We start from the raw sequence: 20,190 nt of genomic DNA on the forward strand, positions 1-20,190 counted from the left end.
TCCACGCCGCCTAGGACGTGAGACTCCGTCCCAGCTCCTTCTCCTCCCCCGCTTGACAGCGGGCACCTTTGCCGTCATGGTTAGTTACTGAAGTAAGCAACCAATCAACGGAGGGCACGTGATCGAAGAAGGCAGAGCGCTCTTCCTGCAGATCGCGGAGAGCGTCGAAGACGCCATCATCGACGGCAGCCTGCCCGAGGAGGGCCAGGCGCCGTCGACCAATGAGCTCGCGGCCTTCTACCGGATCAATCCCGCCACCGCCGGCAAAGGAGTCAACATGCTCGTCGACAAGGGCGTGCTCTACAAGCGACGGGGCATCGGCATGTTCGTGGCTCCCGGCGCGCGTGAGCTGCTCCTCGCGGAGCGCCGCACCGCATTCGCCGACCGCTTCGTCGAGCCGCTGCTCGCCGAAGCCCGCAAACTCGGGCTCGGACCCGATGACCTCACCGCTCTCATCCGCGACCGCGCCGACCGGGTCGAGGACACCCCTACCGAAAGGACGGCCTGATGACCGCCGTAATCGAGGTGAACAACCTCACCAAGCGCTACCGCGACACCGTCGCCGTCAACGACGTGAGCTTCTCCATCGAAAAGGACAAGATCTACGGCCTGCTCGGCCGCAACGGCGCGGGGAAGACCACCGTCATGTCGATCCTGACCGCGCAGAACTTCGCCACTTCCGGCGACGTACGCGTGTTCGGGGAGCATCCCTACGAGAATGCGCGCGTGCTGTCGCGCATGTGCTTCGTACGTGAGGGTCAGAAGTACCCCGACGACGCGGTGCCGCGCCACGCCTTCCGCACCGCCCGGCTCTTCTTCCCGAACTGGGACCAGGACTTCGCCGAGCAGCTGATCGACGAGTTCCAGCTCCCGTTGAAAACGCGCATCAAGAAGCTGTCCCGCGGGCAGCTCTCGGCCGTGGGCGTCATCATCGGACTCGCTGCGCGGGCAGAAGTGACCTTCTTCGACGAGCCGTACCTGGGGCTGGATGCCGTCGCGCGACAGATCTTCTACGACCGGCTGCTGGAGGATTACACCGAGCACCCCCGCACCGTGGTCCTTTCCAGCCACCTCATCGACGAGGTCGCCAATCTCATCGAGAAGGTGATCGTGATCGACCGCGGACGCATCGTCATGGACGACGACACGGATGCCGTGCGCGATCGCGCCGCCAACATCGTCGGCGACACCGCCGCGGTCGACGCCTTCGTCGCCGGACGGGAGGTCCTGCACCGTGAGGCGCTGGGTCGAGTCTCTTCGGTGACGGTGCTCGGCGCCCTCACTGCCACCGACCGCGAACGGCTGGCTGCGGCGGGACTGGATGCCACACCCGTCTCGCTGCAGCAGCTCATCGTCCGCGTCACGCAGAAGGAGGCATCCACCGGTGCCGCCGCATCCGCCACCGAGGAAGGAGCCCTCCGATGAACCGCACACTGAACGTCATCCGGATGCAGCTGGCCAACCGCCAGACGTTCATCTGGCTCCCGCTGATCATCCTCGGCGGTTCGCTGTTGATCACCCTCGCGATCTACGCGATCCTGTACTCCTCCGCCGGGGTGGAGGCCAACATGTACGGGGGCGGCGCACAGGCGCCGCTGTGGTACTTCCTGGCCGTCGGCGTGTACTCCCTGACGCTCAGTTTCCCGTTCTCGCAGGCGATGAGCGTGACGCGGCGCGAGTTCTACCTCGGCACCCTGCTGACGGCGGCACTGACCGCGCTCATCATGGCGATCGTGTTCGTGCTCGGCGGCCTTCTCGAAGGGGTCACCGGCGGGTGGGGCATGAATGGGTACTTCTTCCGCCTCGACTGGATCTGGGAGCAGGGAGCTCTCGCTGCGGGTCTGTTCTTCTTCGTCCTGGCGATGTTCTTCTTCGTCATCGGGTTCTGGGCGGCCACGATCTACAAGCGGTTCGGACCGATGGGCCTCACGATCGCGCTGGTGGGGGTCGGCGTAGTGCTCCTGGGCATCCTGTGGCTCATCGGGCAGGCGCAGGCGTGGGCGGAGGTCTTCGGCTGGCTCGCCACGCAGGGTTCGCTCAGCCTGACGATGTGGGGCCTCGTCCTCACGGCCGTCCTCGCGGCGAGCGCGTTCCCGATGTTCCGCCGGCTCGTCCCCTAGCCGCATCCGCGCCCCGTCGAGAAACGACATTCCGGGCGAGACATAACGCGCCGCGTCGTGTCTCGCCCGGATCGTCGTTTCTCGCAGATGCGCAGCATGCGCAGGATGCGGCGGGTGCGGCGGGGTCAGGCGTTCTCGGCGGCGGCGGCGTGGTGGCGGATGACCTCGGCGACGACGAAGTTGAACCACTTCTCGGCGAACTCCGGGTCGAGGTCGGCCTCGGCCGCCAGGCGCCTGAGCCGCGCGATCTGCTGCTCTTCGCGCGCCGGATCGGACGGCGGCATCCCGTGCTGCGCCTTCAGCACCCCAACCTGCTTCGTGCAGCGGAAGCGCTCGGCGAGCAGGAAGATCAGCGCGGCGTCGATGTTGTCGATGCTCCCGCGGAGCCCCGCGAGCACCTCCAGCGGATCGGCGGTGGCCGGCAACGAATCGGTCATTGGCATCCTCCCGCGTCCGACCATACCCGCTGGCGATGCCGTGACCCGGTCGTGCACCCTGACAACCGGCCGTGCACCCTGCCGACCGGCCCTGCCGGGGAGCGGAGGCCCGTCCTAGAGTGTGTCGCATGACCGACGGGACCGAAGGCGCCTCCCCTCCGCCCGCCGCGCCCCCCGGTTCGCGCGTGGCCAAGCCCGTCTCGGCGAACCTCGCCAGTCCCTTCGCCGCCGGCTTCTTCCTCACCCTCGGCGGCCTCCTGGCGGTGGTGCTGGGGCTCGCCCTGTCGCAGCTGTCGACGGTCGTCATCTACGTCGTGTTCGCGCTGTTCGTGGCTCTCGGGCTCGACCCCGTGGTGCGCTTCCTGGGGCGCCGCGGGCTGGCCCGCGGATGGGCCATCGCCGTCGTCTTCGCCGCCTTCGCCGTCGTGCTCGTCGGCGTGCTGTGGCTCATCATCCCGACCGTCGCCAGCCAGATCAGGCAGTTCGTCGACAACGTGCCCTCGCTCGTGGACGACTTCAGCAAGAGCGACGTCTACGCATGGATGCAGAGCACGTTCGGCGGGAGCGTCAGCGACCTGCTCGACGACGTGCAGAGGTTCGTCACCGACCCGGCCACCATCGCGAGCATCGGCGGTGGCGTGCTCAAGGTGGGGATCTCGATCGCCACGGCCGTCTCCGGGGTGATCATCGTGCTCGTGCTGAGCCTGTACTTCCTCGCCTCCCTGCCGGCCATGAAGGCCTCGTTCGTGCGTCTGGTGCCCGCGCGGAGTCGCACCGGAGTCGCCGACATGACGGACGAGATCACCGGCTCCATCGGTGGCTACCTCATGGGGATGGTGGTGCTGGCCCTGTGCAACGCGACGCTCGCGTTCCTCCTCTACCTCTTCCTCGGGCTTCCCTTCCCGGCGCTCATGGCGGTGGTGGCGTTCTGCCTCACCCTCATTCCGCTCGTCGGGTCGGTGCTTTTCTGGACCGTCGGCGGAGTGCTCGCCCTGTTCACCAATCCCCTCGCCGCCCTCGTGTTCGCCGTCGTCTACCTCGTCTACATGCAGATCGAGGCCTACATCCTCACCCCGCGGGTCATGAACCGCGCGATCTCCGTCCCGGGCGCACTCGTCGTCATCGGAGCCCTGGTCGGCGGAACTCTCCTGGGTCTGCTCGGGGCGCTGGTCGCGATCCCGGTGACCGCGTCGCTGCTCCTGATCATCAAGCAGGTCATCATCCCCCGCCAGGACGCCAAGCTCTGACCGGCGACGGGATGCCGGTGCGTCAGCCTGCGGGCAGGAGGCAGGTGGGCGCCGGGGCCTCCGTGCGGTGACGGAGCGCACCCGGAACGCCGGTGCGCAGGTCGAGCGACAGGGAGACGATGTCGTTCGAGCCCTGCCCGGCGACCAGCAGCGTGTCTCGCACGATCACGTGGTGACGCGGGCGCCGCACCCCGGCCTCGACGAGCGCCATGGGCTCGAGCGCCTCACCGGAACCCCGCACGCGAAGGACGCCGATCGTGTCGCTCCCGCGGATGCCCGCGTAGAGGAACTGACCGTCGCGGGATGCGGCGAGCTCGGCTCCGGTGTCGCCGTCGAGGGCACCCGGTGCGGCCGGGGCACCGCCGAGGAGGTGCCAGTGCCCCTCCGCGTCGGGCGCGAGGACGAAGACTTCGTGGGTGAACTCGGTCAGCACGTACAGGTGTCCGCTCGGATGCCACACCATGTGCCGCGGACCGCTCCCCTGCGGCAGGACGATCTGCTGTCCGCGCCGGAGCCCCGCACCGGCGGCGTGCCACACGCGCACCAGATCGAACCCGAGGTCGGTCGTCACGACGACTCCGCCGGGGAGGAAGAGGGCCTCGTGGGCGCGCGACACCCGCTCGGAGTCCTCCGGCGTGCCGGGCGCGGGCGCGGGTGGCGGTGGGGGCGCCTCGTCGTCGTACCCCCGGAGGAGCTCGGCGTACTCCTCGCCCGCGGCCGCCCGCAGGGCCCGGGCGGCGGCAGCGAGCCCGGGATCGGCCGCCTCCGCCGCGGCGGCTTCGGCGTGCGGGCCATACGGATCGGCGGCCGCCGGGGCGAGGCGCGGGGTGCTCAGCGCGCCGTCGGCGTGCAGGGGAACCCGGACAACGCGCCCGTCACCCCAGCAGCTGGCCAGGAGGAAGTCACCGCCCGGCGCGACCGCGACATGGCAGACGGCACTGCCGGCGGCGACGGGATCGCCAAGGGGGACCAGGCGATCGTCGGCCACCCGCTGGAAGGCCTGGACGCTGCCGGCCCCCTCCAGGCCCGCGTAGACGACATCGAGCGTCGGATGCGCCGTCACCCACGACGGCGACGGGGCAGCGACTGCCGTACCGGTGAACGACAGCGGCCCGCCGGCCGAACCCGCGTCGGCCTCGCCGGCCACCAGCATCCCGATGCCTTCGGCGGGGGCGCCGTTGTGATCGGGTCCATACCCGCCGACCCAGAACCTCATCAGTCGACGAGGTCGTGTCGGACGATGACCGCGTCGCGCGCCGCACCCACACCGATGACCGAGATGCGCGTCCCGCTCATCTCCTCCAGCGCGAGGACGTAGTCCTGCGCCTCCAACGGCAGCTCCTCGAACGTGCGCGCCGCCGAGATGTCGGCCTTCCAGCCCGGGAAGTACTCGTAGATGGGCGCCGCGTGGTGGAACTCGGTCTGGTTGACCGGCATCTCGTCGAAGCGCTGTCCGTCGATCTCGTATGCCACGCACACCGGGATGCGGTCCAGACCCGTGAGGATGTCGAGCTTGGTGAGCACGAGGTCGGTGATCCCGTTGATGCGGGTCGCGTAGCGGGTGATGGGCGCGTCGTACCAGCCCACCCGGCGGGGGCGGCCGGTGGTCGTGCCGAACTCGAAGCCGCGGGAACGCAGCCACTCCCCCGACTCGTCGAAGAGCTCCGTCGGGAACGGTCCCGACCCGACGCGCGTCGTGTACGCCTTGACGATGCCGACGATGCGGTCCAGCCGGTTGGGCCCGACGCCGGCTCCCGTCGCGGCGCCTCCCGCGGTCGCCGACGAGGAGGTCACGAACGGGTAGGTGCCGTGGTCGACATCGAGCATCGTCGCCTGGCCGCCCTCGAACACGACCACGTCGCCGGCATCCAGTGCGTCGTTGAGCAGCAACGAGGTGTCGGCGACCATCGGACGGATCCGCTCGACGTAGGACAGGAGGTCTTCGACGACCTCGTCCACCGCGATCGCGCGGCGGTTGTAGACCTTCAAGAGCAGATGGTTCTTCTGATCCAGTGCCCCCTCGACCTTCTGCCGCAGAATGTTCTCGTCGAAGAGGTCCTGGATGCGGATGCCGACGCGGTTGATCTTGTCGGCGTAAGCGGGCCCGATGCCCCGACCGGTCGTGCCGATCTGCCGCTTGCCGAGGAATCGCTCGGTGACCTTGTCGAGGGTGCGGTGGTACTGCGTGATGACGTGCGCATTCGCGCTGATCCGCAGGCGCGAGATGTCCACCCCGCGAGCACTCAGCGCCTCGAGCTCGTTGAACAGCACCTCCAGATCCACCACCACGCCGTTGCCGATCACGGGGACGACCCCGGGCGACAGGATGCCGGAGGGAAGCAGGTGCAGTGCGTACTTCTCGTCGCCGATGACGACGGTGTGGCCGGCGTTGTTGCCGCCGTTGAACTTCACGACCCAGTCGGTACGTTCACCCAGGAGATCGGTGGCCTTGCCTTTGCCCTCGTCCCCCCACTGGACTCCGACGATCACGATTGCGGGCATGGACGCTCCTCGCGTGGATTCGGGCGGTACGCCTCATCCTATCGAGGCCCCCACCCACCCCCTCGCGCCGCGCTCGCGCGACGGGTGCACGGATAGGGTGTGGGCCATGGATCGCGGGCGCGGCGTGGCGACGGGGTGGGCGGTCGCCCGGCTCGTCGTCGCGGTCGTGGTCGGTGCGGCCGTGACCGCGCAGGGGTTCTCCACCATCGGCGGCGCGATAGAGGCCGGCCGCCACGTCGCCACCACGACCGCCAACTACTTCAGCTTCTTCACGATCCTCTCCAACATCGCCACCGTCATCGTGCTGGGGTGGTCGGCCCTGTGGCGTCTCCCGCGAGGTCGGCGGGATGCGACGGAGCCGCGCGCTCTCGCCGCGGCCTTCGTGTGCGTCACGACGTACATGCTCATCACGGCCGCGGTGTACAACGTGCTGCTGCGGGCCGTGTCGATCGGGTCCGACTCGGTGCTGTGGGCGAACGAAGTGATGCACGTGTGGGCGCCGCTGTTCCTCCTCGCCGACCTGGTCGTCGGCACCGGTCACCGGCGCCTGCGGTGGCGCGACGCCTTTCCGGCGCTGATCTTCCCGCTCGCGTGGATCGCCTACACGCTCCTTCGCGCGCCACTGATCACGTCACCCTCCGCCGGCACGCCGTACTGGTATCCGTATCCCTTCCTCGACCCGTACGGCAGCGGCGGCTGGGCGGGAGTGATCGCCTACATCGTCGGCATCGCGCTGGGAATCGCCCTCGTCGCCTTCGCGCTGGTCGCGGTGCTCCGATGGCGTCTCGCGGAACGCCGCATCCGCACACCCTGACCGGCTCGGGGGGAGGCGAGCGCACAAATAGACTGGGAGCATGTCCAAAGTCCTCCAGACCCTGCCCGTCGGCGAGCGCGTCGGCATCGCCTTCTCGGGAGGACTCGACACCTCCGTCGCCGTCGCGTGGATGCGCGACAAGGGCGCCGTGCCCTGCACCTACACCGGCGACCTCGGCCAATACGACGAGGACGACATCGCCTCCATCCCCGGCCGGGCGCTCGAGTACGGAGCGGAGCTGTCGCGGCTGGTCGACTGCAAGACGGCGCTGGTCGAGGAGGGCTTCGTCGCCCTGGCCTGCGGCGCCTTCCACATCCGCTCGGGCGGCCGCACCTACTTCAACACCACGCCGCTCGGCCGCGCGGTCACCGGCACGCTGCTGGTGCGCGCGATGAAGGAGGACGGCGTCGACATCTGGGGCGACGGGTCCACCTACAAGGGCAACGACATCGAGCGGTTCTACCGCTACGGCCTCCTCGCCAACCCCGCGCTGCGCATCTACAAGCCGTGGCTGGATGCCGACTTCGTCACCGAGCTCGGTGGGCGAAAGGAAATGAGCGAGTGGCTCATCGCCCACGATTTCCCCTACCGCGACAGCGCCGAGAAGGCGTACTCGACCGACGCGAACATCTGGGGCGCGACGCACGAGGCCAAGACCCTCGAGCACCTCGATGTGTCGCTGGAGACCGTCGAGCCCATCATGGGCGTGCGGTTCTGGGATCCCGAGGTGCAGATCTCGCCCGAGGACGTCACCGTCACGTTCGAGCGCGGCCGCCCCGTGGCGATCAACGGGGTGGAGTTCCCCGACCCCGTCGCCCTGGTCCGCGAGGCCAACGCGATCGGCGGACGCCATGGCCTGGGCATGAGCGACCAGATCGAGAACCGCATCATCGAGGCCAAGTCGCGCGGCATCTACGAGGCGCCGGGCATGGCGCTGCTGTTCATCGCCTACGAGCGGCTGGTCAACGGCATCCTCAACGAAGACACCCTCGCGACCTACCACGAGCAGGGCCGTCGTCTGGGCCGTCTCATGTACGAGGGCCGCTGGCTCGAGCCGCAGTCGCTCATGCTGCGCGAGTCGATCCAGACCTGGGTCGGATCGACCATCACCGGGTCGGTGACGGTGCGCCTGCGCCGCGGCGAGGATTACACCATCCTCGACACCACCGCGCCGCACCTGTCCTACGGCCCGGAGAAGCTGTCGATGGAGCGGGTCGGCGACGCCGCGTTCGGTCCGATCGACCGCATCGGTCAGCTGACGATGCGCAACCTCGACATCGCCGACTCCCGCACGCGCCTCGAGCAGTACGCCGCCATGGGACTGATCGGAGGCCCGACGGGCGACCTCGTCGGCAGCGTCACCGCCGGCGAAGCCGACGAGATCACCGAGCCCGCCATGCGTCCCGACGCGGCGCACGAGGCGCTGGCCGACGCGACCGACGCCGCCGGCGAGGCCGCGGCGTTCGACTCCGGCACCGACTGAGCCGCAGCATCCCGCTCGCGTTCAAAATTCAGGAGACACGCCGTAGCCGGGTGCGTCAGCACCCCTTTCGGCGACGGATCTCCTGAGTTTTGAACGCCAGATCGCCGCGCGCGTCCTGGGCGGGCAGAGTAGAGCGCGGCATCAGCCGCCCGAGGCGGGCGGGGTCTCCCGCTCGCCGCGCAGCTCGTCGACGTAGAGGGTGGTGCGGTCGAACGTCGCGTTCCGATACGCCTGGCGTCCCACCATGTGCGCGGACAGCGGCGCGGTCGCCAGCTGGAAGAGCACGATGGGCACCAGGAACGCCACAGCCGGCCACGAGCGCAGCGACAGGGCGATTGCGAGGCAGATCACGACGAGCCCGAGCACCTGCGGCTTCGTCGCCGCGTGCAGACGCGTCAGCACGTCGGGGAAGCGCAGGACGCCGATGGCAGCGACCAGGCACAGCAGGGCGCCGACGAGGATGAGAACCAGCGCGATCCCGTCCAGCCACGCGTCCAGAGGCGTGGCGGGGGTTTCGCTTCCGAGAGCGGCGAGCAGGATCATCGTTCGACGGCGTCCTTCCTCGCGACGAAGCGAGCCACCGATACCGACCCGAACACACCGACGGCGGCGATGATGAGCATGACCGGGAGCGAACGGGTGTGCTGATTGATCGCCATCTCCGCCCCCAGCACGCACATCACCTCCGTCAGCAGCACGTCGGATGCCACGGCCCGGTCGAGGATCGACGGCCCGACGACCACGCGCCACAGCGTCAGAACCGATGCCACGGCGAAGACGACGAAGATCACGATGAGCATCGCGTTCATGCGGCCCCTCCTCTCGACCGTCCGCGCACCACGTCCCGCGACGGCGCCTCCACGAGCTCCCGCTCCGCTCGCGAGCCGACCGCCCGGACGATACGCCGCTCGAACTTCAGCACGTGGGCGCGCTGCGTGACCACGTCTTCGTCTGAACGCACGCCGATCACGTGGAGGTACAGGACACGGCGCACGCGGTCGGCTTCGACGATGAGGGAACCGGGGATGAGGGATGCGGTCACCCCGACATGGGTCATGATCAGGTCGTCATCGGTACGGAGCGGAACCGCGATGATCGCCGCCCCCGGCTGACGGCGGAAGTCGAGGACCTGAGCCGAGACGATGAGGGAGCCGCGCACCACGTCGACGAGGAACGCCACGACGAACACGATCCCGTACCAGAGGTTCACCCGGCCCGACAGCTCCACCGGGGGGAGGCGGAAGACGCGGGTCACCGCGATGGCGGCGATGAGCCCCGTGAGGAACGCGAGCACGGTGAACTGACCCCACAGCAGCATCCACAGGGCGATCAGCCAGACGAAGAACGGCAGCTGCCGCCACGCGGCGTGCAGCAGATCCGTGGCCTTCCGCTTCATCCCTGCACCTCCTGCTCGACCTGAACCACCGAGATCGGCTCCAGCAGCGTCTCTCCGATCCGCGCGCACACGTCGTACAGCGGACCGGCGAACACGGTGAGCGCGACCGTCACGGCGACCATGCCCGCCGTCGCGGCGGTCATGATGCGCGGCGTGACGCGGCGCTCGGTCTGGACGCCCGCCGCGGGAGCCGAGCCCAGGTACTCGATGCGCGCTTCGGTCTCGGGGGAGTCCTCCTCCTCGCGCCAGAACGCGAGGTTCCACGCGCGCATCAGTGCGTAGAGGGTGAGCAGAGACGTCACGATTCCGCCGACGATGAGCACGATCATGAGCGGCGTGCCGACCTCCGCCGCGGCGTCGAACAGGCCGTACTTGCCGATGAAGCCGGAGAAGGGCGGCAGGCCACCCAGGTTGATGGCGGGGATGAAGTACAGCACCGCGATCACCGGCGTGGCGCGCATCAGGCCCCGCACGCGCAGGATGGAGGTACTGCCGGCACGGCGCTCGATCAGCCCGATCGCCAGGAACAGGGTCGTCTGCACCACGATGTGGTGGACGGTGTAGTAGATGGTCGCGCCGATGGCGAGGGGGGTGGCGATCGCGAGCCCGAACACCATGTAGCCGATGTGGCTGACGAGGGTGAACGACAGGATGCGCTTGAGCTCGGCTTGCGCGAGGGCGCCGAGCACCCCGACGATCATGGTCGCCAGCGCCACGATGAGAAGCAGCGTGTTCACGTCGCTGTCGCGGAAGATCTGCGTCTCGGTGCGGATGAGCGCGTACACGCCCACCTTCGTCAGGAGGCCGGCGAACACCGCAGTGACCGGCGCCGGCGCCGTGGGGTAGGAGTCGGGGAGCCAGAACGACAGCGGGAACACGGCCGCCTTGATTCCGAAGGCCAGCAGCAGCATGAGGTGCAGCACAAGCTGCGTCTCCTGCGGCAGGTCGCTCATCCGCTCCGACAGCTGCGCCATGTTCACGGTGCCGAGCGCCCCGTAGATCACGGCGATCGAGGCGAGGAACAGGATGGATGACACCAGCGACACGACGATGTAGACCACGCCCGTGCGGATACGGGATTCGGTGCTACCGAGGGTGATCAGCACGTACGAGGCCACCAGCAGGATCTCGAACCCGACGTAGAGATTGAACAGGTCGCCGGCGATGAACGCGGTGAAGATGCCTGAGGACAGGATCAGGTACGACGGGTGGAAGATCGACACGGGCGTGTCGTCGTCGCCGTCCTCGGCGCCCTGGCCCACCGAGAAGAGCAGAACCGCCAGCAGGACGAGGCTCGAGACGACCACGAGGAGCGCGGCGAGGCGGTCGACGTACAGCACGATGCCGAAGGGGATCGGCCACCCGCCGACCGAGACCACGAGCGGCTGGTCGGAGGAATGCACCACCACCAGCAGCACCATCGCGATGAGCAGGGTCGCCGTGAGCGTGGTCACCGAGACGGCCACCTGGGTCTTGCGGTGGCGCCCCGCGATCAGGGCCATTCCGGCGCCCAGGAGCGGGAGCGTCACCAGCAGGGGAACGAGCGCGCTCATCGATCGTCCTCGCCCTCGTCGTGTCGTCTGCGGCGATAGGGGCGGTCGGCCGGCGCGTCGTCGCGGATGGCGGCGACGTCGTCGCTGTGCAGGAGGCGGATGGGGGCGCTGGCCATCCCCACGAAGTCGGTCGTGGCGTCGTCGTCCTCGTCCTCGACCTCGACGTCCATGGCGTCTTCCTCGCTGGGGCGCACGCGGATCGCGACATCCTCTTCGTCGTCCTGCACGGTGTCTGCCTGGCCGAGCTGCCACGAGCGGTAGATGAGGGCGAGCAGGAACGCCGAGACGGCGAAGGTGATGACGATGGCGGTCAGCGTCAGCGCCTGCGGCAGGGGATCGGAGACCGCGTTCGGATCGTCCGACACTCCGGAGAAGGCAGCGAGTCCCGGGTCGCCCATCACGATCAGCAGCAGGAGGTTCGCGGCGTTACCCAGCAGGAGGAACCCGATGAGCACCCGCGTGAGACTGCGTTCGAGCATCGCGTAGACGCCGCACGCGAAGAGCACGGCCATGATGATGATGAGGACGAGGGACGTGGTCATCCGGCCAGCACCCCCCGGGCGCGCATCTCCTGGGTCTGGCGGTCGACCTCGGCGCCGAGGCTCCGCAGGACGTCGAGCACGAGCCCGATGACGACGAGGTACACCCCGACGTCGAAGATGGTCGACGTGACGAACTCGATGTGACCGATCACCGGCACATCCGCCTCGATGACGGCGCTCGTCAACGGCGCCTGGCCGAAGAACAGGGGGATGACGGCGCACGCCACGGCAAGGCTCATCCCGGCGCCCAGGATGCGCCCGGCGTCGGCGGGGGCGGCCACGCCGAGCTCGTACCGGCCACCGGCCACGTACCGCATGACCAGCGCCATGCCCGCCACCAGGCCCCCGGCGAAGCCGCCGCCAGGGAGGTTGTGACCAGCGAACAGCAGGTACAGCGACACGATGATGATCGAGTGGAAGAGCACCCGGATGATCACCTCGAGCACGAGCGAACGGTTCTCCGGCCGCACCTTCTGCCCACCCACCAGCCACGCCTGCGGGCGGTGGCTGGTGTCGGGCGTCCACGGACGAGGGCCCTCCTCGGTCTCCACGAGCGGCGCGCGTCCGCGCGCGCGCATGCTCGGCAACGGTGAGGTGAATTCCGAGAGGGTGTCGGCACGGTGGGTGACGAACACGAGAGAGGCCACGCCCGTGGCGGCGAGGATGAGGACGGAGAGCTCCCCCATCGTGTCCCAGCCGCGGATGTCGACGAGCGCGACGTTGACGACGTTCTGCCCATGACCGATCTCGTAGGCCAGGATCGGCCAGAGGTCGGAGATCGGCCGCTCGGTGCGGGCGGCGGTCGCCACGATGGCGACGAGCGCCATGGTCGCCCCCACGGCGATGGCGAGGACGGCCCGCGCCACCGGCCACACCGAGGCGTTATGCTCCCCCATCCGCGCCGGGATGCGGCGGAGCACCAGGGCGAATGCGACGAGGGTGACCGTCTCCACGAGCACCTGCGTCAGGGCGAGGTCGGGGGCGCCGCTCGTGGCGAAGAGCACGACCATTCCGAGGCCCGTGACCGAGACCAGGACCACGCCGGTGTAACGCTTGCGGGCGTTCACGGCGAGGAGGCCGGCAGCGATCATCACCGGTGCCACCGCCAGCTGCACCGGCGTCTGCCAGGCGTCCAGGTCGGCGCGCCACGTCGGGGACGACAGCAGGGCGGTCGCCTCCGCGGCGACGAAGACGATGAAGATGGTTCCGACGTAGACGGGAAGCGACCCGCGTTGGGTGAGTGACGTGGTGAACACGGCCAGGCGAGCGATCGCCCGCAGGGTGACGTTGTAGACGTCGGTGGCGGTGAACGGCATCAGGCGCATCGTTGCGAAGCGGCGCGGGCGCGCGGTCACGGCGAACACGACGACACCCAGCGCGATCGTTCCGAGCGAGATCCACAGCGCCGGCTCGAAGCCGTGCCACAGGGCAAGGTGCGGCGCGCCCTCCGGGGCGGGGAGACCGGGGCTCGCCGCCGGCGCGGCCTGGGCGTAGGGCTGCAGCACCGCGTCCACCCACGGCGTCGCGATGCCGGCGACCACGGTGAGCCCGGAGAGGACGACCGGAGCCGCGAGGAAGCCGAGCGGCGGGTCGGGCCATTCCGTTCTCTCCCGGCGCGCGCCGTCGGCATCGCGCTTGGTGGCGAAGGCGCCCCACAGAAAGCGCAGGCCGTACGCGGCGGTGAGGATGGAGCCGAGCGAGACGCCCAGGAGGGCCACGAGGCCCCACGCGTCGCCGAGCGTCGCCTCCTCCAGAAGCGCGGTGAGCGCCCCCTCCTTCGCCACGAAGCCGATCGTGGGGATGATGCCGGCCATACAGGCCACCGCGATCGTCGAGAACACCGCGAGCACGGGCGCCTGGCGCCCTACTCCGCTGAGCTCGCCGATGTCGCGCGTGGAGAGCTGACGGTCGATGACGCCGACGACCAGGAACAGCGACGACTTGAACAGGGCGTGGGCGATGAGCAGCGCCAGGCCGGCCAGCGCGGCCTCCTGCGTGCCGTAGCCCAGCACGACGGTCAGGAATCCCAGCTGGCTGACAGTGCCGAAGGCCAGGACGCGCTTCAGGTCGCTCTCCCGCAGCGCCTGGAGGCCGCCGAGGAGCATCGTGAACACACCGAGGGAGATGACGATCGGCCGCCACGGTGCGGCGAACGCGAACACCGGCGCCAGGCGGGCGATCAGGTAGATCCCCGCCTTCACCATGGCGGCGGCGTGCAGGTACGCGCTGACCGGCGTGGGCGCCGCCATGGCTCCCGGCAGCCAGAAGTGGAACGGGAAGATCGCCGACTTGCTCAACGCGCCGACCAGGAGCAGCACGAGGGATGCGTCGACCACGGCGCCCGTGGGGGCGATCTCCAGGATCTCGGAAAGGCTCGTGGTGCCGGTCTCGACGACGAGGAGCACCACCCCGATCAGCATCACGAGGCCGCCGATGGTGGTGACCAACAGCGCCTGCAGGGCGGCACGGCGGCTCGCACCGCGGGTGTGGTAGTACCCGATCAGCAGGTACGAGAGGATGCTCGTGACCTCCCAGAACATCACCAGCAGGACGATGTCGTCGGTCAGGACGAGGCCGTACATCGCCCCGGCGAAGGCCAGGAGCACCGCGGAGAACTGCCCGACGCCCGCGGTCTTGCCGCGGAAGTACCAGCGGCAGTACAGCATCACGAGGGCGCCGACCCCCGTCACGATCAGAGTGAGCACCCAGCTGAGGGTGTCCATCCGCATCGAGATCTCGATCCCGAGCGCGGGGATCCAGTCGTATGTCTCGAAAGGAATGTCCCCGTCGAGAATCGCGGGTGTGGCGAGGGCCGCGTGCACGAAAGCCGCGATCGGAAGGAGCGCCGCGAAATAGAAGGCGCGCTCCCCGATGCGCGACACCAGCCACGGCAGAAGGAGGGGGATGAGGCAGAACGCACCGAGGAGCAGCAGCATCGCGCCCTCCTCGGGGTCGACGGGCGGGAGCGCCCGGGGCTCTCGGGGTGTCTCCTCCATCCTACGCGGCGGCTCGGCCGCCGCGTCGCCTGCCGAATCAGCGCGGGGAGACGGGACCCGTGGTGTTCCCCTCACGGAAGGCGCACGTGAAGAGCAACGATGCCGCCGGCGCCCCGTCCAGCATGGCCGCGACCGCATCGCCGGCGGCCCGGCCCTTCTCCGCCGCGGGCTGCACGGCGGTCGTCAGCTCGTACGGCGCGAGGCCATCGACCACCACTCCGTCGAAGCCCGTCACCGACACGTCGTCCGGCACCCGCAGGCCCGCCTCCTCCGCGGCCCGCACGATGCCCGCGGCCAGGAGGTCGCTCTGCGCGAGGACGGCGGTGGGCCGGGACGCACGCTCGGCGAAGATCACGCGACCGGCCGCCAAGCCCTCGTCGATCAGACTGGCACCGGCGGCATAGGCCGGCGCATCCGGGTACACGTCGCGAGCTCCGGCGAGGCGATCGGCGGCGACCTCGACGCGGATGTCGGCCTCGGCGGCGGCATCCAGCCACCCGGCGCGGCGGGCGGCCGTGGTGGGCAGGGTGACGATGGTGACGTCGCGGTGGCCGAGCCCCGCGAGGTGGCTGGCGAGTTGGCGCTGCGCCTCCCGGTTGTCCAGGCGGATCTGGGGCACGCCGGCTCCGCCGTCGCCCTCGATCACCACCACGGGCACGTTGCGGGCGCGCAGCACGTGCAGCGACTCGCGCATCCGCGCATTGCAGCCGATGAAGACCGCGGCATCCAGCGGCGTGGTGAGCAGGGACGGCTCCGCCCCCGCGTCACCGCGATCGCGCAGGAGCAGCACCCCGGCGCCCACGCGGGTGACCCCTTCGGTGAGTCCATCCATCTGCAACCGCATGACCGGATCGGAGAACACCGACCCCAGCCGCTCCTCGATGACCACGCCTACGATGCCCGAGCGCCCGCGCCGGAGCGAGGCCGCCCGCGGGTCGGGACCGGTGTAGCCGAGGTGGGCGGCCGCGTCGAGGACTCTTTGCCGGGTGGCATCCGACACCGGCGTCCGACCGCTGAAGACGACCGACGCGGTCGACGGTGACACGCCCGCCTCGCGGGCGACGTCGGAGATGGTTGCTCGGTGCGCGCTCATGTCGCCCTGATCGTACCCCGGGCAGGCATCGAATCGATTCGGCGTCGATTCTGTACTGTGGTGGGCATGGACGTCGACCTCTCCCGGAAGCAGCTCGCGCGCTGGCGTGCCGCGATCTTCGCCGTCTTCCTCGCGAGCGGTCTGAGCATCGCGACGTGGGCCTCGCGCGTGCCCGCCATCAAGTCGTCACTCGAGATCGACAACATCCAGATCGGCATGCTGCTCCTGGGCGCGGGGATCGCCTCGATCCTCGGACTGTCCCTCGCCCCCGTCGTGCTGGCGCGTGTGGGAGCGCGAAGAGGAATGCTCGGGGCGCTCCTGGTCGTCGCCGTCGGCGTGGCGCTGGTGGGCGCCGGCTCCGACGCCTTCCACTCGTACGCGCTCGTCCTGCTCGGTCTCGTGCTCTTCGGAAGCGGCAACGGCGCGGTCGACGTGATGATGAACGTCGAGGGCGCGGCCATCGAGAAGTACAGCGCACGGACACTCCTGCCGCTGTTCCACGCGTTCTTCAGCTTCGGCACCGTGATCGGCGCGGGGCTCGGGGTGCTCGCCGCCTGGGCGGATGTCGCCCTCTTCGTGCACGCGGGAGTGATCGCGGGAGTGATCGTGCTCCTGGCCATCGTGAGCGTCGCGAACGTCCCATCACGCGCGGGCGATGACGACGCCGAGGCCCCGCGGCCCGCGTGGCGCGAGCGGATGCACCATGCCCTGAGCGCGTGGCGGGAGCCGCGCACGTACTCTCTCGGGGTCATCATGCTCGGCATGGCCTTCGCCGAGGGCGGAGCGAACGACTGGCTGCCCCTCGCGGTCGTCGAGGATCACGGCGCCGACGACGCGTTCGGCGCGGCGGCGCTCACCGTCTTCTCCGTGGCGATGACGGTCGGGCGCGTCCTCGGCGGCCCTCTCGTCGATCGCTTCGGACGGGTCGCCGTGCTGCGATCCCTCGCCTTCACCGCGGCCGCGGGCCTCCTGCTGTTCATCTTCGCCCCGAACCTCCCGCTCGTCTTCGTGGGGGCGGCCCTGTGGGGGACGGGCGCGTCCCTCGGCTTCCCGCTCGGCATGTCCGCAGCCGCCGACGACCCTGCGAAGGCGGCCGCGCGGGTGAGCGCCGCCGCGACCATCGGCTACGTCGCGTTCCTCTGCGGGCCCCCGATCCTCGGGTTCATCGGCGAGAACGTGGGGCTGCTCAACACGCTCCTCGTCATCGTCGGACTCATCGTCCTCTCGGGCCTGTTCTCCGGCGCGGCGCGCCCGATCGTCCCCGCGGGGAACCCCGCGGTGCGCGACGGCGCGTGAGGCCGCCGCGGGCCGGGTGGCGGCCGGCGCCGACTAGGCTCGTCGGGTGCGTCTCGTCATCGCCCGCTGCTCGGTGCACTACACCGGCCGCCTCAACGCGCACCTGCCCTTGGCCACGCGCCTCCTCGTCCACAAGGGCGACGGCAGCCTGCTCGTCCACTCCGACGGCGGCTCCTACAAGCCGCTCAACTGGATGAGCCCGCCGTGCGCCCTCGTCAGCGAGGCCCCGGATGAGGCAGACCTCGAGGACGGCGTCATCGAGCGCTGGCGCGTCACGCATGCCAAGTCGGGCGACGCGCTGGTCGTCCGCATCCATGAGATCGTCCACGACACCTCGCACGACCTGGGCGTCGATCCCGGATTGATCAAGGACGGCGTCGAAGCCGACCTGCAGCGCCTGCTGGCCGAACAGGTGGCGCTCGTGGGCGACGGCCTGACCCTCGTCCGGCGGGAATACCCGACCGCGATCGGCCCCGTGGACCTGCTCCTGCGCAACCCCGAGGGCGGCACGATCGCGGTGGAGATCAAGCGCCGCGGCGACATCGACGGCGTCGAGCAGCTGACCCGCTACCTCGAGCTCTTGGGCCGCGACCCGCATCTGGCCCCCGTGACCGGAGTGTTCGCGGCGCAGGAGATCAAGCCGCAGGCACGCGTGCTGGCCACGGACCGGGGCATCCGCTGCCTCACCCTGGACTACGACGAGATGAAGGGCACCGACTCCGGCGCCCCGCGCCTGTTCTGAACCCCGCTGCCGTACCCGGCCACCGCCGTACCCAACCACCGCGGGCCGGCACCCCCTCCGGCCCCGATAGCGTTGTGGAATGCCGATGCGTTCACCCTGGTCATGCATTCTGTGGGATGTAGACGGCACCGTCGTCGACGCCTCGGAGGGAATTCTCCGTCGCCTGACCATCACCCTCGAGCATTTCGGGATGCAGCCACCCACGCGCGGCGAACTGTCGCGGTGGATCGGCCCGCCGATGTTCGAGTCCTTCCAGGTGAACCTCGGTATGAGCCCGGAGGAGGCGACCGAGGCCGTCGCCTTCTACCGCGGGCTCAACAAGGCCGAGGGCTATACCGCGAGCGCCACCCTCTTCCCCGGCATCGCGCAACTCATCGCCGACCTCGCGGCGGCCGGCGTGCCACAGGCCACGGCCAGCTCGAAGCCCGAGGTACAGGTCGTCGCGCTCATGGACCACTTCGAGCTCTCGCCCTACTTCACCGCCATGGTGGGGGCAACGCCCGATGAACGCACGCTCAGCGCGAAGTCCGACATCGTCGCCGAAGCGCTGCGCCGCCTGGCCGCAGCCGGGGCGGATGTGAGCCGCCCCGTGCTGATCGGGGACCGCCACCACGACGTGGAGGGCGGTGCGGCCAACGCCGTGCCCGTGATCTTCGTGCGCTGGGGTTTCAGTTGGCCGCACGAGGCGGACGGGGCGCAGGCCGCGGTCGATGACGCCAGCGAACTCGCCCGTCTGCTCCTCCTGCCCGACTCCCCGGCGTAGGCCCCTTCAGCGGAGCTCGCGAGAGGGAGGGGCATGGGCGACCCCCCGGCGCGACCGCACCGACTCCTGCATGTGGTGCGACGGATGCCCGCCGCCTTCGCACTGGTCGCTGCCGCAGCTCGCCGACGCGAGCCTGAGCTCGGGTGCGGCGAACGCTGACGCGCGGCGCTGCCCGCGGGGCAGGCGCCGCGTCGCCGCATCAGATCGGGCGGATGTTCTCCGCCTGGAGGCCCTTGGGGCCCTGTGCGATCTCGAACTCCACACGCTGGTTCTCCTCGAGCGAGCGATAGCCCGACGCCTCGATGGCCGAATAGTGGGCGAAGACGTCAGCACCACCCTCATCGGGGGCGATGAAGCCGAAGCCCTTCTCGGAGTTGAACCACTTGACGGTGCCCTGACTCATTTGCGATGCCGTTCTTTCTTGCCGGCGCCGTGGTGCGCCATGAGAGCCACGGTAACGGTCGAGGCGCCCCGGCGCACGGGTTGGTGACACAAACGTTGCACGAGGGTCAGATCGTCACGGGGCGTTAACCATACGACGCCCGGGCCGAGCCATAGGCTCAAAGCCCGGGCGTCGACGGATCCCCCCGGATAGGCCACGCAAAGCGTGACTGCCAACACTCTACTGACAACTCCGGCCGCAGCGCGATAGCGAGTACGAAACTCGTCGGAATGAGTCATCCTCCCTAGGGTGACGGCGTGGCCCACATCGAACTGCGCGACCTGGACGACGACGATCTCGACGCCGTTTTCGAGGTGATGCGCGACGCTCCAGCCACCGCGGGCGCCGCGTTCACGGCATCCGACCGCCACGATCGCGCCGCGTTCGCCGCGTGGATCGACCGGGAGCGCCGCTCGCCGGATGTCTCGCTATGGGTCGTGACCGAGAACGGCGGATTCGCCGGGACCGCGGCGGCTTACAACATCGACGGCAGCCGCGAAGTGACGTACTGGATCGCGCCGCACGCATCCGGACGGGATGTGGGGACGGCGGCGCTCCAGTTGCTCGTGGCTCGCGAGGGCGAGCGTCCGCTGTACGCGCGAGTGGCGTCGGAGGACGCACCGTCGCTCGCGGTGCTCGAACGCATCGGCTTCACCGAGGTATCGGGGTCGACGGCGTCCGCTCCCGACGCCGGTCGCGAGGTCGACGAGCGCCGCTACGCCCTGCCGCCGACGCTGGAGTGATTCGCCGGATCCGCCCGGGGG

21 protein-coding genes are annotated in these 20,190 nt (G+C 69.7%); 10 read left to right on the forward strand and 11 right to left on the reverse strand.

What is annotated here, in order from left to right:
• Positions 1 to 118: 118 nt before the first annotated feature.
• Genes AC2DFQ_RS11795 through AC2DFQ_RS11805 form a run of 3 tightly spaced genes read left to right on the forward strand, consistent with a single transcriptional unit; the run spans position 119 to position 2,120 of the window.
• Positions 119 to 508: a GntR family transcriptional regulator gene (locus AC2DFQ_RS11795; RefSeq protein WP_484510722.1), complete on the forward strand. Its 390-nt coding sequence runs from the start codon at positions 119 to 121 to the stop codon at positions 506 to 508.
• Positions 508 to 1,425 carry an ABC transporter ATP-binding protein gene (locus tag AC2DFQ_RS11800; RefSeq protein WP_484534030.1) on the forward strand — a complete coding sequence of 306 codons (918 nt, stop codon included), beginning with the start codon at positions 508 to 510 and terminating at the stop codon, positions 1,423 to 1,425. The genes AC2DFQ_RS11795 and AC2DFQ_RS11800 overlap by 1 nt, the downstream gene beginning before the upstream one ends.
• Positions 1,422 to 2,120 carry a hypothetical protein gene (locus AC2DFQ_RS11805; protein WP_484510720.1) on the forward strand — a complete coding sequence of 233 codons (699 nt, stop codon included), beginning with the start codon at positions 1,422 to 1,424 and terminating at the stop codon, positions 2,118 to 2,120. Before AC2DFQ_RS11800 ends, AC2DFQ_RS11805 begins: the two co-directional genes overlap by 4 nt.
• 125 nt (positions 2,121 to 2,245) lie before the next feature.
• Here the strand turns inward: AC2DFQ_RS11805 and AC2DFQ_RS11810 are convergent, their stop codons facing one another.
• Positions 2,246 to 2,557 (reverse strand): chorismate mutase, encoded by a 312-nt coding sequence (locus tag AC2DFQ_RS11810; RefSeq protein ID WP_484510719.1) that lies wholly within the window; start codon positions 2,555 to 2,557, stop codon positions 2,246 to 2,248.
• A 128-nt stretch (positions 2,558 to 2,685) separates the two neighbouring features.
• Here AC2DFQ_RS11810 and AC2DFQ_RS11815 point away from each other — a divergent pair, with 128 nt between their 5' ends.
• Positions 2,686 to 3,804: an AI-2E family transporter gene (locus AC2DFQ_RS11815; RefSeq protein ID WP_484534031.1), complete on the forward strand. Its 1,119-nt coding sequence runs from the start codon at positions 2,686 to 2,688 to the stop codon at positions 3,802 to 3,804.
• A 22-nt stretch (positions 3,805 to 3,826) separates the two neighbouring features.
• On the opposite strand, the gene AC2DFQ_RS11820 is transcribed toward AC2DFQ_RS11815, so the two are convergent.
• Together AC2DFQ_RS11820 and AC2DFQ_RS11825 are read right to left on the reverse strand one after the other, a co-directional pair.
• The gene (locus AC2DFQ_RS11820; RefSeq protein WP_484534032.1) at positions 3,827 to 5,020 is read right to left on the reverse strand and encodes a lactonase family protein; all 1,194 of its coding nucleotides are present in this window, start codon (positions 5,018 to 5,020) and stop codon (positions 3,827 to 3,829) included.
• Positions 5,020 to 6,306 carry an adenylosuccinate synthase gene (locus AC2DFQ_RS11825; protein ID WP_484534033.1) on the reverse strand — a complete coding sequence of 429 codons (1,287 nt, stop codon included), beginning with the start codon at positions 6,304 to 6,306 and terminating at the stop codon, positions 5,020 to 5,022. The genes AC2DFQ_RS11820 and AC2DFQ_RS11825 overlap by 1 nt, the downstream gene beginning before the upstream one ends.
• 106 nt (positions 6,307 to 6,412) lie before the next feature.
• Between AC2DFQ_RS11825 and AC2DFQ_RS11830 the strand changes: the two genes are divergently transcribed.
• Together AC2DFQ_RS11830 and argG are read left to right on the forward strand one after the other, a co-directional pair.
• Complete coding sequence (locus tag AC2DFQ_RS11830; RefSeq protein WP_484534034.1) at positions 6,413 to 7,120, forward strand: Pr6Pr family membrane protein; 708 nt, start codon at positions 6,413 to 6,415, stop codon at positions 7,118 to 7,120.
• 40 nt (positions 7,121 to 7,160) lie between these two features.
• A complete protein-coding gene (gene argG, locus AC2DFQ_RS11835) occupies positions 7,161 to 8,603 on the forward strand; it encodes an argininosuccinate synthase (RefSeq protein WP_484534035.1) in 1,443 nt (480 codons plus the stop codon).
• A 141-nt stretch (positions 8,604 to 8,744) separates the two neighbouring features.
• Here the strand turns inward: argG and mnhG are convergent, their stop codons facing one another.
• The 7 genes from mnhG to AC2DFQ_RS11870 all read right to left on the reverse strand — a co-directional run bounded on the left by mnhG (position 8,745) and on the right by AC2DFQ_RS11870 (position 16,183).
• The gene (gene mnhG / locus AC2DFQ_RS11840; protein WP_484510713.1) at positions 8,745 to 9,146 is read right to left on the reverse strand and encodes a monovalent cation/H(+) antiporter subunit G; all 402 of its coding nucleotides are present in this window, start codon (positions 9,144 to 9,146) and stop codon (positions 8,745 to 8,747) included.
• Positions 9,143 to 9,412, reverse strand: a complete 270-nt coding sequence (locus AC2DFQ_RS11845; RefSeq protein ID WP_484510712.1) for an MrpF/PhaF family protein — start codon at positions 9,410 to 9,412, stop codon at positions 9,143 to 9,145. Before AC2DFQ_RS11845 ends, mnhG begins: the two co-directional genes overlap by 4 nt.
• Positions 9,409 to 9,999 carry a Na+/H+ antiporter subunit E gene (locus AC2DFQ_RS11850; protein ID WP_484510711.1) on the reverse strand — a complete coding sequence of 197 codons (591 nt, stop codon included), beginning with the start codon at positions 9,997 to 9,999 and terminating at the stop codon, positions 9,409 to 9,411. Before AC2DFQ_RS11850 ends, AC2DFQ_RS11845 begins: the two co-directional genes overlap by 4 nt.
• On the reverse strand, positions 9,996 to 11,552 hold the full coding sequence (locus AC2DFQ_RS11855; RefSeq protein ID WP_484510710.1) for a Na+/H+ antiporter subunit D: 1,557 nt from the start codon (positions 11,550 to 11,552) through the stop codon (positions 9,996 to 9,998). Before AC2DFQ_RS11855 ends, AC2DFQ_RS11850 begins: the two co-directional genes overlap by 4 nt.
• Positions 11,549 to 12,094, reverse strand: coding sequence for a Na(+)/H(+) antiporter subunit C (locus AC2DFQ_RS11860; protein ID WP_484510709.1), 546 nt, complete (start codon positions 12,092 to 12,094; stop codon positions 11,549 to 11,551). Before AC2DFQ_RS11860 ends, AC2DFQ_RS11855 begins: the two co-directional genes overlap by 4 nt.
• Complete coding sequence (locus tag AC2DFQ_RS11865; protein ID WP_484534107.1) at positions 12,091 to 15,030, reverse strand: Na+/H+ antiporter subunit A; 2,940 nt, start codon at positions 15,028 to 15,030, stop codon at positions 12,091 to 12,093. The genes AC2DFQ_RS11860 and AC2DFQ_RS11865 overlap by 4 nt, the downstream gene beginning before the upstream one ends.
• A gap of 97 nt (positions 15,031 to 15,127) precedes the next feature.
• Positions 15,128 to 16,183 carry a LacI family DNA-binding transcriptional regulator gene (locus tag AC2DFQ_RS11870; RefSeq protein ID WP_484534036.1) on the reverse strand — a complete coding sequence of 352 codons (1,056 nt, stop codon included), beginning with the start codon at positions 16,181 to 16,183 and terminating at the stop codon, positions 15,128 to 15,130.
• A 66-nt stretch (positions 16,184 to 16,249) separates the two neighbouring features.
• Here AC2DFQ_RS11870 and AC2DFQ_RS11875 point away from each other — a divergent pair, with 66 nt between their 5' ends.
• From AC2DFQ_RS11875 to AC2DFQ_RS11885, 3 genes are all read left to right on the forward strand, one after another.
• Positions 16,250 to 17,479 (forward strand): MFS transporter, encoded by a 1,230-nt coding sequence (locus tag AC2DFQ_RS11875; RefSeq protein WP_484534037.1) that lies wholly within the window; start codon positions 16,250 to 16,252, stop codon positions 17,477 to 17,479.
• A gap of 46 nt (positions 17,480 to 17,525) precedes the next feature.
• Entirely contained in the window at positions 17,526 to 18,221 is a 696-nt protein-coding gene (nucS, locus tag AC2DFQ_RS11880) for an endonuclease NucS (protein ID WP_484534038.1), read from the forward strand.
• 79 nt (positions 18,222 to 18,300) lie between these two features.
• Positions 18,301 to 18,984: an HAD hydrolase-like protein gene (locus tag AC2DFQ_RS11885; RefSeq protein ID WP_484534039.1), complete on the forward strand. Its 684-nt coding sequence runs from the start codon at positions 18,301 to 18,303 to the stop codon at positions 18,982 to 18,984.
• Between the two features lie 199 nt (positions 18,985 to 19,183).
• Here the strand turns inward: AC2DFQ_RS11885 and AC2DFQ_RS11890 are convergent, their stop codons facing one another.
• Positions 19,184 to 19,387 carry a cold-shock protein gene (locus tag AC2DFQ_RS11890; RefSeq protein ID WP_484510704.1) on the reverse strand — a complete coding sequence of 68 codons (204 nt, stop codon included), beginning with the start codon at positions 19,385 to 19,387 and terminating at the stop codon, positions 19,184 to 19,186.
• A 296-nt stretch (positions 19,388 to 19,683) separates the two neighbouring features.
• Here AC2DFQ_RS11890 and AC2DFQ_RS11895 point away from each other — a divergent pair, with 296 nt between their 5' ends.
• Positions 19,684 to 20,169, forward strand: a complete 486-nt coding sequence (locus AC2DFQ_RS11895) for a GNAT family N-acetyltransferase (protein WP_484534040.1) — start codon at positions 19,684 to 19,686, stop codon at positions 20,167 to 20,169.
• Positions 20,170 to 20,190: the final 21 nt, after the last annotated feature.

The organism is Microbacterium sp. Z11_20, assembly GCF_057197605.1.